9 protein-coding genes and 1 CRISPR repeat array are annotated in these 12,195 nt (G+C 53.9%); of the genes, 5 read left to right on the top strand and 4 right to left on the bottom strand.

Translation table 11 applies throughout. The features are described from left to right. The first annotated feature begins 277 nt into the window (after nucleotides 1-277). The 3 genes from ACT3T7_RS18080 (at nucleotide 278) to ACT3T7_RS18090 (ending at nucleotide 3,399) form a co-directional block, all read left to right on the top strand. Nucleotides 278-1,723: a sodium/glutamate symporter gene (locus ACT3T7_RS18080; RefSeq protein ID WP_444631882.1), complete on the top strand. Its 1,446-nt coding sequence runs from the start codon at nucleotides 278-280 to the stop codon at nucleotides 1,721-1,723. 1,002 nt (nucleotides 1,724-2,725) lie between these two features. After that, nucleotides 2,726-2,857, top strand: a complete 132-nt coding sequence (locus ACT3T7_RS18085; RefSeq protein WP_087108872.1) for an entericidin A/B family lipoprotein — start codon at nucleotides 2,726-2,728, stop codon at nucleotides 2,855-2,857. A 5-nt stretch (nucleotides 2,858-2,862) separates the two neighbouring features. Beyond that, the gene (locus ACT3T7_RS18090; protein ID WP_441678140.1) at nucleotides 2,863-3,399 is read left to right on the top strand and encodes an alpha/beta fold hydrolase; all 537 of its coding nucleotides are present in this window, start codon (nucleotides 2,863-2,865) and stop codon (nucleotides 3,397-3,399) included. A gap of 17 nt (nucleotides 3,400-3,416) precedes the next feature. Here the strand turns inward: ACT3T7_RS18090 and ntrC are convergent, their stop codons facing one another. From ntrC to ACT3T7_RS18110, 4 genes are all read right to left on the bottom strand, one after another. Further along, nucleotides 3,417-4,844 (bottom strand): nitrogen regulation protein NR(I), encoded by a 1,428-nt coding sequence (ntrC, locus tag ACT3T7_RS18095; protein WP_172117681.1) that lies wholly within the window; start codon nucleotides 4,842-4,844, stop codon nucleotides 3,417-3,419. Further along, on the bottom strand, nucleotides 4,841-5,899 hold the full coding sequence (glnL, locus tag ACT3T7_RS18100; RefSeq protein ID WP_444631885.1) for a nitrogen regulation protein NR(II): 1,059 nt from the start codon (nucleotides 5,897-5,899) through the stop codon (nucleotides 4,841-4,843). Before glnL ends, ntrC begins: the two co-directional genes overlap by 4 nt. Nucleotides 5,900-6,128: 229 nt before the next feature. After that, a complete protein-coding gene (glnA, locus tag ACT3T7_RS18105; protein WP_172117682.1) occupies nucleotides 6,129-7,535 on the bottom strand; it encodes a glutamate--ammonia ligase in 1,407 nt (468 codons plus the stop codon). A gap of 486 nt (nucleotides 7,536-8,021) precedes the next feature. Beyond that, nucleotides 8,022-9,050 carry an acyltransferase family protein gene (locus ACT3T7_RS18110; RefSeq protein ID WP_172117683.1) on the bottom strand — a complete coding sequence of 343 codons (1,029 nt, stop codon included), beginning with the start codon at nucleotides 9,048-9,050 and terminating at the stop codon, nucleotides 8,022-8,024. A gap of 165 nt (nucleotides 9,051-9,215) precedes the next feature. Between ACT3T7_RS18110 and ACT3T7_RS18115 the strand changes: the two genes are divergently transcribed. After that, complete coding sequence (locus ACT3T7_RS18115) at nucleotides 9,216-10,091, top strand: alpha/beta hydrolase (protein WP_406565426.1); 876 nt, start codon at nucleotides 9,216-9,218, stop codon at nucleotides 10,089-10,091. Nucleotides 10,092-10,155: 64 nt separating this feature from the next. Further along, on the top strand, nucleotides 10,156-10,461 hold the full coding sequence (locus ACT3T7_RS18120) for a hypothetical protein (protein ID WP_193053628.1): 306 nt from the start codon (nucleotides 10,156-10,158) through the stop codon (nucleotides 10,459-10,461). A gap of 108 nt (nucleotides 10,462-10,569) precedes the next feature. Continuing rightward, nucleotides 10,570-12,160: direct repeats of the CRISPR family, unit length 28 nt; unit sequence TTTCTAAGCTGCCTGGGCGGCAGCGAAC. Nucleotides 12,161-12,195 lie beyond the last annotated feature (35 nt).

A 12,195-nucleotide genomic window follows, 5' to 3' on the forward strand; every position in this document is an offset into this window, starting at 1 on the left:
ACTAGGGTCTGTCTGAAAAGTCGACGAGCGAAGACAAGACAAGGCAAAAATTGGCGAAAAAACGGAGTTTACATGTGTAAATGAGTATTTTGATCGGACTCGCGCACGAGCCAATTTTTAACGCCGTATTGTCGAGCGCAGACACTTTTCAGACAGAGCCTAAGCATTAACTATTCGCCAATTTAACCACGACGCACTACGTTAAAACCAACCCTGTCATTTACTTGGTCTTGTGAAGACGGCATACGCCCTCTCGCATTCATTAAGGAGTGATGTGATGACCATGACGGTTGGTGAGCTTTTTATTGCACTGGTGATTATCTCTCTCGCGCTCGTCGCAAGTAATGCGCTGCGGCTTCGGATTGGCTGGCTACGTAGGCTGTTCTTACCCAGTTCCGTCATTGCTGGTCTTGTGCTTTTATTGATGGGCCCGGACGTTATCGGCCGCTTGCTGCCTACTTTTTTTGAAGAGAGCCCCGGTCTTTTCCCCGCGTATGTACAAGAGAGCTGGTCTGCGCTACCTGGCCTTTTGATCAACGTGGTATTTGCTGCCCTCTTTATCGGTAAAACGATTCCTGGCATTCGTACTATCTGGCTGCGCGCAGGCCCCCAGGTCGTTGTTGGACAAACAATGGCGTGGGGCCAATACGTGGTGGGTCTGACGCTGGCGCTGTTGATACTTGCCCCCTTGTTTAATATGAACCCCATGGCGGGTGCCCTTATTGAAATTGGCTTTGAAGGCGGCCATGGTACGGCCGCTGGCATGGCCGATACGTTCGCTGACTTGGGGTTTGAAGAAGGCGCTGACCTTGCACTTGGTCTCGCCACCGTGGGCATTGTTTCCGGTGTACTCATTGGCACGCTCATGATTAACATTGCCGCGCGCCGCAACATCATTACGCCCAGCAACGAGAACGATGAACCTGATGACATGATCCGTGAGGACAGTCGCCCTTCTACTGAAGAGTTTAGCGAATTTAAAAAAGACCTCATGCATGAAGCAGGAACCACTGACCCGCTTAGCCTGCATATTGGGTTGGTGGGCATTGCCATTTTAATAGGTTGGCTGCTGCTCTCTGGCCTACAGTGGATCGAGCAGGTCACCTGGGCAAGCAATGGAGGCCTTGAGATATTAGCGCACGTGCCGCTATTTCCTATCGCGATGATTGGCGGCGTCATCGTCCAGTTAGTGATCACGCGCTTTGGCCTGGAGCACCATGTTTCCACACGCACCATGGCGCGAATTGCTGGCACCGCGCTTGATTTCACCATTGTCGCAGCACTTGCCACGCTGTCACTCACCACCCTGGGGGAATACTTCCTGCCCTTTTTACTGCTTGCCGTCGCCGGCATTGCCTGGGGGTTATTCGTTCTTATCGTGATTGCCCCCCGAGTGATTCCAGAAGGCTGGTTTGAGCGGGGCATTGGAGACTTTGGACAATCCATGGGGGTCACGGTGACGGGCTTATTGCTGATGAGAATGGCGGACCCCAGCAATAAATCCGGCGCGCTTGAGAGCTTTGGCTATAAGCAGCTTATGTTTGAACCGGTGGTAGGTGGTGGGTTATTTACCGCTGCTGCTCTGCCCTTGATAGGCGAGTTTGGTGCGCTCGCCATACTGGGCTTTTCGGCTATTTTAACCGTCGGCTGGTTAGTCTTTGGCCTGCTGTACTTCGGACGCATGGTGCCCGACAGAGGCCGTGGCCGCTGGCAGAAACAGTAGCCCGCCGCGTTATGCTCACCCCAAACGATCATGCCCACTTGCGTGGGCATGATCGTTTAGTGTACGTATTCTTTTTAGAACGCGCCGTTGGGCGGTAACCATCAAATATCGGGCGGTATGTCTTCGTGGTTGTCTGTTGTGACCATAAAAGAACTTTTAAACATCATGTATAACCCGATGGCGGAAAACACCAAGAACAGCACAAACATGCATAACATCAATCCCATCGCCATAACGCTTGTTCCTGAAATGCGCGGCTACTGCATTGGCATGTTCTAACCGCTTAGATTTAGTGTGCTGCAAGGATAGACTAAATCGGCGGCGTCATCTGTACAAATCTTTTGCAAATTATAGCTAGGAATCAACAATTTTATAATTTTCAACAGCTTAAAAAACACACACAACGCAAAAAAACCACAACGCTTACGCGAAATGGTCATTTTGCATCTCAGCCAATCCCTGGCCTCGACGATTAGCATATCCTTATGCTAATACAAATGAGCGGGTGAATGTCCTTTAACGTCCTGTTCTTCTACTTGGCTCCTGCCTTCCCTTGTTTCCTATCAATCCGCTCATGTTGTTCCTACTCATAATATTGCAGGCTTTAGGCCAACTGCCAACATGAAAACAAAAACCAAACAAAATCAAAAACTTGAAATAAAAGCACTTTCCTAAAAACAACGAAAAACCCTCTTTAGCCGTGTGTAAAAAAGGCACATGCGACAAAAATACCTGCTCATCGAATGGTCACCGTGACACCAATCACCACTTGGGAAGCTGAACGTTTGGCTATTGCTCACTTTATTTCGGCAAAAACGTACTACTTCTTACCCTAACGTGTTATTGCTGGCTAATATAAAGAGAAGGCAAGATACTTCGAAGGCGCGCTTGGTATGGGCTACTGCGTTGCTGATGGCAGCCTTACTGTTTTATGCAAGAATGGTTTTACGCAGGACTGTTTCTACTCACGACTATTTCTGATCAACAAGAAGGGATCATTCAATGAAACGCACATGGGCGATGGGTGTAGTGCTATTAACCACACTGCTGGCGATCAGCGGTTGTAATACGATTCATGGCGCGGGAGAGGATATCTCGGAAGGCGGCCAGGCGATTGAAAGAGCAGCGGAATAACCATAATGATGACCGTCTATCTTTCACACGGCCTGGAAAGCGGGCCCGGTGCCTTGAAAATTCAGGCACTCAAAGGGATCGCCGAAACGCTCGATGATTGTGAGCCGGTCGTTATGGATTACCGTGGCATGGCAGAGCCCCCCAGGCGGCTGGATCACCTGTTGGATACTCTGTCAAAACGCAATGATAATCCCGCAGCGTGTGTGCTAGCGGGTTCTAGCTTGGGAGGATGGCTGAGCGCTGCGGTTAGCGCTCAGCATCCCCTTTTAGGTTGTTTTTTACTTGCCCCTGCGCTTGGCTTACCGGCGTACCCTGAAACCTCGCCGATGATTCAGGCTCAGCTTACCCATATCATCCACGGCTGGCAGGATGATGTCGTGCTGCCCGGCCCCGTTATTGAACGCGCCCGATTACAGCAACTCTCGTTACGGATGGTCGATGACGACCATCGTCTTCACGCTAGCCTGGACACCATACTGAGCGACTTTGAGCGTTTTCTAACGCAGTGCCAAGCGCTTACCAAGCAATCAATGCTCGTTTAGCGCGCACAGTGGCAGCGTTATTCGTCTGCCAGGGCGGGTAGCAACGTCTTTAATTTACGCGTTAGTGTATTGCGCCCCCAGCCTAACAATTCTGCTGCTTCTCCTTTACGCCCACCGGTGTGCTTTAACGCCGTCTCAATCAGAATTTTCTCAACGTCGGGTACGGCCTCTTCCAACAGATGTGTATGCCCTTCGGCCAGAGCACGGTCGGCCCATTCCCGAAAGGCGCTGCGCCATTCGCCATGACCGCCGCTTTCAGTTGCCTGGGGGGAGCGTAGCTCTGGCGGTAAATCCTCCACCAGAATTTCACGCCCAGACGCCATTACCGTTAACCAGCGACAGATATTTTCCAGTTGGCGCACGTTACCCGGCCACGCCAGGCGCGTCAGGTGCTCCTCGGTTTCGGCCGTGAGTACCTTGATGTCGGTGGCAAGTTCTTTGGCGGCTTCAGCAAGAAAATGCCGTGTGAGGCGTGGGATATCCTCACGGCGTTCGGCAAGGCGCGGCAAGTGAATGCGGATAACGTTCAGGCGATGGAAAAGGTCCTCACGAAAGCGCCCGTCATCCACCAGCGACTCAAGGTTCTGGTGCGTCGCGGCGATAATCCGCACGTCAACCTTGACCGGGGTGTGCCCGCCCACTCGGTAGAACTCACCGTCGGCCAATACGCGCAGCAAGCGAGTTTGGGTTTCAGCCGGCATATCGCCGATCTCATCCAGAAACAGCGTGCCGCCGTTGGCCTGCTCAAAGCGCCCCTGGCGCTGGGCAGCGGCCCCGGTAAACGCACCTTTCTCGTGGCCAAACAGTTCAGACTCAATCAGATCACGCGGGATGGCCGCCATGTTCAGGGCAATAAACGGCTTGCCCGCCCGGGGGCTGTGCTGGTGGAGTGCCTGGGCTACACGCTCTTTACCGGTGCCCGACTCGCCATTGATGAGCACAGTAATATGCGAATGAGAGAGTCGCCCAATGGCCCGAAACACCTCCTGCATGGCCGGCGCTTCACCAATGATTTCTGCGTTCAAACCTTCGGGAACGCTGATCGGCCGTTGGCGCTCGCGCGCATGAGCCACCGCCCGGCGCACAAGCGCCAGCGCTTCATCCACATCAAACGGCTTGGGCAGGTACTCAAACGCACCGCCTTGATAAGAGGCCACTGCGCTGTCGAGATCCGAATGAGCGGTCATGATGATGACCGGCAAATCCGGGTGCGCCTCACGGATGTGCGACATAAGATCCAGCCCATCAATGCCCGGCATGCGAATGTCAGTCACCAGCACATCCGGTGGGGTTGTCAGCAGTCGTTCCAGTACGGTATCGGCGCGTTCTATGCACTCTACATCAAGATCCGGCTGTGCCAATGCACGTTCAAGCACCCAGCGGATAGCGCGATCGTCATCCACAACGACCACCCGTGCAACCTCGTTACGTGTCGCCTCTATCATGATGCTTCTCCGGTACAATTAATAACCAATGGAATCAGTAAGCGGAACTCGGTGTGCCCGGGACGTGAGTCACATTCAATCAACCCTTGATGCTGATGCAGGATCGACTGAGCGATGGACAACCCCAATCCGCTGCCTTCAGCACGCCCTGACACCATCGGGTAGAAGAGCGTCTCTTTAAGTCCTTCCGGGATACCAGGGCCGTTATCGATCACACCCACCTCGCTCACTAACCGGTGGCGCTCAGCACCCAGGGTGAACTGACGCCGGGCACGGGTGCGCAGCATCAATTCGGGCACAGGGGTCTCGGCATCGCTCATGGCCTGCACGGCGTTCCTGGCCACGTTAAGCACGGCCTGGATCATCTGCGCCTCATCCCCGGAAAGGTCCGGCAGGCTAGGGTCGTAATCGCGGTGGATGGTGATATTCGGATGTTCAGCCACCAGCAGCGTTCTTACCCGCTCCAGCACTTTGTGGATGTTCACCGGCGCGTGCTTAACAATGCGATTCGGGCCAAGCATCGAATCCACCAGATCACGCAAGCGGTCAACCTCCTCCACGATGATATGGGTAAACTCACGCAATTCAGGCTTATCCAGGTCACGCTCTAATAGCTGAGCCGCCCCGCGGATGCCGCCCAGCGGATTTTTCACTTCATGGGCCAAGCCTCGGGCTAGCACTTTGATGGTTTCCTGGCGCGTGGTTAGCGCTTCCTCGCGGGAAATTTGCATCAAGCGGTCACGAGGCTCTACTTCCAGCAGAAGCTCGTCTTCCGACAGGGGCGTCACGGTGTAATCTACGGTCAGCGCTTCACCGTTAACCGGGGTAATGCGCGCCTCGCGCTGGGTGTAGGGATGAAAGGCATCCCGCGCCTTGGCCAACACCTGGTCGATACTTTCATCACCGCCCAGCAGGGTATCCAGGCTGCTCCCCTGCACACGGCTAAAGCTTACTGCCAACAGCGCTTCGGCGGCAGGGTTCATCCAGCGTACGCGGAGCTCACCGTCCAGCAGCAGCACTGCCATGGAGAGATGTTCTAGTAAACGCTGATACATGACGTGTCCTGAATATCGCTGATAAAAACGTTCAATGCTTAAGAGAAACTGCAAAAAGCGCGCCAGGCCTTGATTCAACGAGCGTTAAGCGCACAGCCTGCCATGGTCGATCCATCACATGCACCATCTTAGTGCATGGAGCACCGTTAAGGCGCCCCCCTTTCACTGGTTAAGTGCAATAAAAAACCCCGCCGAAGCGGGGTTTCAAAGCTATCGCGTTACACCGCTATTAGCAGCTGTAGTACATATCAAACTCGATGGGGTGCGTGGTCATGCGAATACGCTCCACTTCTTCCATCTTGAGTTCGATGTAGGCATCAATCATATCGTCGGTGAACACGCCACCTTCGGTCAGGAACGCACGGTCAGCGTCGAGCGCTTCCAGGGCCTGGTCCAGGCTGTTGGCAACGGTCGGTACCAACTTGCCTTCTTCTGGCGGCAAGTCGTACAGGTTCTTGTCCATGGCATCGCCAGGATGAATCTTGTTCTTGATGCCGTCGATACCCGCCATTAGCAGGGCAGCAAACGACAGGTACGGGTTAGCGGTCGGGTCAGGGAAGCGGGTTTCAACGCGCTTGCCTTTGGGGCTTACCGTATAGGGAATCCGGATAGAGGCAGAACGGTTACGGGCGCTGTAAGCCAGCATAACCGGCGCTTCAAACCCCGGTACCAAACGCTTGTACGAGTTGGTAGAGGCGTTGGTGAAGGCGTTCAGAGCGCGTGCGTGCTTGATCACACCACCGATGTAATACAGGGCCATTTCCGACAGGCCTGCGTACTCATCACCGGCAAACTGGTTCTGACCATCTTTCCAGAACGACTGGTGAATATGCATACCAGAACCGTTGTCGCCAACCAGCGGCTTGGGCATGAAGGTCGCGGTTTTGCCGTACGCGTGGGCCACATTGTGGATCACGTACTTCATTTCCTGAACTTCGTCCGCCTTCTTCACCAGCGTATTGAATTTAACGCCGATCTCGTTCTGCCCCGCATTCGCCACTTCGTGGTGGTGAACTTCAACGGTCTGACCAATCGCTTCCAGGGTGTTACACATCGCGCCACGAATATCGTGGAAGCTGTCGACCGGAGGAACCGGGAAGTAACCGCCTTTAACGCGCGGACGGTGCCCCAGGTTGCCGCCCTCTACCTGATTACTGGTCGCCCAAGCGCCCTCGTCGGAAGAAATCTTGTACATGGAGCCCTGAATATCGGACTTCCAATGTACTTCGTCAAAAATAAAGAACTCAGGCTCCGGACCGAAGAAAGCAGTATCGCCCAGGCCGGTGGACTCCAGGTACGCCTCAGCGCGCTTAGCAATAGAACGCGGGTCACGATCATAGCCCTGCATCGTGGCTGGCTCAATGATATCGCAACGCAAAATCAGAGTAGCGTCTTCGGTGAAGGGGTCGAGGAAAGCAGTGCCATCTTCCGGGCGCAGGATCATGTCGGATTCGTTAATGCCTTTCCAGCCCTCGATTGAGGAGCCATCGAACATTTGACCATTTTCGAAGAACTCTTCGTCTACATCGCGGGCAGGCACGGTAACGTGCTGCTCTTTACCACGAGTATCGGTGAAACGCAGGTCCACCCACTTAACATCATGTTCTTCAATTAGCGCGAGAGTCTTGGCTGACATTGTGCCTCCGATATGGGCGTGGCTTAAAGCATGTAACAGTAAGCTATCGATAAAAGTGTTATTAGACAAACCCCGTCATTCAATAAAGTACGTGCCTGACAGGCCTATCCTTTTTGTTCGCTTAACATTTGCCTGAAATTGAATCACACATCGCCTAGCGATCATTTCAAACCGGCTATTGTTGTAGCACGCCGAGAGGCATCTGCCTACGGTGGCTAGCCGCTGACAAATATAATGCAGAGAACATGCCAATCCTGCACCAACATGACCGAAACAATTACTAACCTGTTGTTTTAAGGCATATAAAAGCTGCGTCTGCATGCCTCTCTATGACGCATAAGTATTTCCCGAGGCTTTTAAACACACACGGACCTGTTTTTTTGACCCAAAATAGATCAAACACAAGCATAAGCGCACCTAATTGGTGCATGAAAGACATAGAGCGCCCCTCTCGGCTTCCAACCCACCGCACAGCGCGTCAACGCCCTACACTTTTAGCCGCTTGCCAAACATCATGGCCCCGGCTTTTGTGGTGTTCGCCATTTTACTGAGCAGGATAGAGCCCGTGGCGCCCGTCACTATCAGCAGCAGCACGTAAACCGTTATAGGCAACGCCAACGGCATCACCAACGCATCGGTAATGGCAAAAAACATGGGGTGCGCCAGGTAAATACCAAACGAATACTGGTTGATATAGCGCACCCAGCGAGGCGCTGTGATGTCTTTTAAATAACGCATCGCTACAAGCGTTGAGAGTATGAACAGCGGTATCACCCACACTTCCTTGGATGAGAACTGCAGCCACCCCGCCACACTGGCCGCGACCAGCAGGCAAACCAACACGACCAACCACAAAGGCCACGACAGGTACTGCATCCATAAAGGCCGCAGCGGTGCCTGGGCTCCACTATCAAAGGGGTAGTAACGCACTAGCGCCAGGGCCAGAAAGAACAGATATATCCAGCCCAGAGGCGCTACCCAGAGCAGATACCCCGGCAGCGCCACACCCAGCCAATACGCCACTCCCCAGTACGCCATACTCACCCAACAGCTCACCCACAGCCACGGCACCGGGTTAAAGCGCCACAGCTGCCAACGGGTAAACAGCCAATAAGCGATATAAAACTGCATGGCGATAATCAAGAAATAACCGTGCCACCCGGCGAAAACAAAGTACTCCAGCGCATTGGCGACAAAGCCTACCGACTCCCCTGCCATGTACAGCCGGACCCACTCGGCCGTCGAGTAGATAAAGCCATATACCAGATAAGGCAGCATGACGTACTTTACCCGTTGGGCCAAAAAGCCAGGCGGCACTGCCTTGTCATAGCGCATGGCAAACACAAACACTGAAATGAACAAAAAGATCGGTGTGCCCAATACCAGCGGCAGGCGCATCAGGTCGGTGGCCAGGTTATCCACACGCTGATTAACGTGGTCCAGCAAATGAAATAAAAACACGGCCACGCAGCCGTACGCACGCAACCAGTAAATTTCCTCTATCCTTTTATGCATACCTGCTCCGTGTATGCCTGACATTCGCCTGCGCTGAACAGTGTCGGCGGGTACGGGGTACGACGCTATAACCTTGCGATAATTCCCGGAGGCTGTTTGTCGCTCTTCTCATTTTCAAGTGTATTTCACGGGTTGTTACGTTTCTTGTTGACCAGCCTGACAGCCCTGGCGGGCCTATGGAGCCTGTTTAACGCCGCCGTTGCTGGCGAGGTGCACTACGCCACCTTTGACTCGCCCACGCTGGGCCACGCCTACCCTTACACCGTGTATCTACCCGACCATTATGACGCCACTGCCGCCGAGCCTTACCCAGTGGTTTATCTGCTCCATGGCTCTTTTGGCAACGAACGAGACTGGCTAGCCAAGGGCAACCTTGCCCAAACTGCTGATCGTTTGATTCGCGCTGGACACATTCCGCCGGCCGTTTTCATCATGCCCGGTAGTCGCAGCTGGTGGGTAGACGGCCATAATGAGGCCGCCCGCAGCGCCTTTTTTAACGACTTGATGCCGCATGTTGAAAACCAGTACCGAGTGGGCGCCACGCGAGCGCTTCGCGGCGTAGGCGGGCTATCCGCCGGAGGGTTTGGCGCGCTTAATTTTGCCCTGGAAAAGCCCGAGATGTTTGCCGCCGCCGCAGCGCTAAGCCCGGCAAGCTATCTTCCGTATCCGCCGAGCAACTCCTCAGCACACCGCCATCCCGCGTTTTTGGATGAACAAGGCCATTTTGATACGGCTTTATGGGACCAGCTCAACTACCCCGCTTACCTTGAAGCGTATCGCATTAACGTAACGCCCCGGCCCAGCGCAGAAGAGAGCGACATCCCGATCGTGCCACTTTACATTAGCGCAGGCCGCAGCGATGTGTACGACGCCGAGTTTCACGCCCGTAAGCTACGCCAAGCCATGGAACGCATTCAGCCTAATGATGTACGCTTGGACCTCTACCCCGGCGGGCACACTTGGCGCGTTTGGCGTGCCAGCCTACCTGCGGCCTTAACCTTTATGTTTCAGCATATTGGCAAAGGTCCCATTAACCAATAACTAGCAAAACTAATAAAAACCAAACTACACTTGTGTTTTTCGGCCCACTTACAAGGAAACCACGATGCATCGACATATCGAATGGGAAGACCCCGGCAAAGACAGCGTATCCAAACTGTTTGCTAACGACCATCATGAACACGCCCGCATTGGCACCGGCGATATTTTATCCGCCCGCTACCAAGGCCACATTGTTCACGTAAAAGTGGAAGCCTACCGAGAAGAAGACGCCGTGAGTATTGGCAGCGTTGCCGCCATCATGGACACCAAAGGCCACCATCTTAAAGGCCTTCCTGATCTCAACATCGGTGACATTGTCCGGCTCCCCGACGACAAGCGCGCCTTTGAACACTGGGACAAGGACAAATAAGCGGTTCCAGCACTGTTATTTCAAAGAGCCTCCATCGAGGCTCTTTTGCTTAAAGCTGAACGCTAGCGTTAATTTCAAGGCAGCGCTAAAAGATAGTAACGCTTGTCTTTTCTCAGCTGCCTAGGCGGCAGCGAACCGCCTAAGTGGCAGCAATAGCGTTAGCGACGTTTTCTGAGCTGCCTAGGCGGCAGCGAACCGCCTAAGTGGCAGCAATAGCGTTAGCGACGTTTTCTGAGCTGCCTGGGCGGCAGCGAACAAAGCGCTGGGCGGCGACCGCAACGCGCAGCATTTCTAAGCGGCCTGGGCGGCAGCGAACCTGGTAGTTGGTTGGCAGAACGGACTGCCCGATTTCTAAGCTGCCTGGGCGGCAGCGAACAAGCCCGAACAGCGAAAGCTGCGTGTCAAGCATTTCTAAGCTGCCTGGGCGGCAGCGAACACGGCGCTGGAATCAATGATCTCATCCAGCATTTTCTAAGCTGCCTGGGCGGCAGCGAACCGGTGCAGGTCGTCGACCTCGGTTTCAAGCTGTTTCTAAGCTGCCTGGGCGGCAGCGAACCCAGCCAGGTGTCGTTGAGGACGTTCTAATATTTTCTAAGCTGCCTGGGCGGCAGCGAACCATCTTCAACTGGTGCCTACTAACCACCGATTTTTCTAAGCTGCCTGGGCGGCAGCGAACCAATATATTGCACTATTTTTCTATTATCGGAATTTCTAAGCTGCCTGGGCGGCAGCGAACGTCAAAGCACGGTTAAGCTCTCCGCGCGTTTTTTTCTAAGCTGCCTGGGCGGCAGCGAACATACCTACACCGCCGTGGAAGCGATACCGATCTTTCTAAGCTGCCTGGGCGGCAGCGAACCCACACATGCTGGTAGTGGGCGGCACGACGCTTTTCTAAGCTGCCTGGGCGGCAGCGAACGTTGATATCCGCTCTCCTATTGTGGATACAGATTTCTAAGCTGCCTGGGCGGCAGCGAACATAACGCACTTTTAGTAGTTAAGCCCTGCTTTTTTCTAAGCTGCCTGGGCGGCAGCGAACGAAGAAACTCCACCCAACAGACCTCTGATCATATTTCTAAGCTGCCTGGGCGGCAGCGAACCTTTTCGGTTCCTCTGGTGGCGTAACCACATATTTCTAAGCTGCCTGGGCGGCAGCGAACCTTTTTCTGACATAATGTTTTTAAATGCTTCTTTTCTAAGCTGCCTGGGCGGCAGCGAACAAGATCGAGCGCCCTGGCCGCAATGTAGTGTCTTTCTAAGCTGCCTGGGCGGCAGCGAACTCCCTGACCGACCCTTGATGATGGTGTGCGCGATTTCTAAGCTGCCTGGGCGGCAGCGAACAGTGCGATACAGCTAGGCGCTGATGCCGACAGTTTCTAAGCTGCCTGGGCGGCAGCGAACGCTTGTTAGGAGGCTTCACATTGACTCTCTCATTTCTAAGCTGCCTGGGCGGCAGCGAACTTGTTATATTCCTCAGAAGATAAAACTAGAGCATTTCTAAGCTGCCTGGGCGGCAGCGAACTCGTCCAGTTACACCAGCTACACGAATGAGGTTTTCTAAGCTGCCTGGGCGGCAGCGAACCTCCCATTAATCTTTTGTTAGTGCAACATGCTTTTCTAAGCTGCCTGGGCGGCAGCGAACACCTCTACCATGGCGGGATCACTTCCGTGGTCTTTCTAAGCTGCCTGGGCGGCAGCGAACTTACTTCGATTCTTTGCCGAACGCTCCTACCTTTT

Source organism: Halomonas sp. 111 (assembly GCF_052379685.1).
Lineage (GTDB): Bacteria > Pseudomonadota > Gammaproteobacteria > Pseudomonadales > Halomonadaceae > Vreelandella > Vreelandella citrativorans.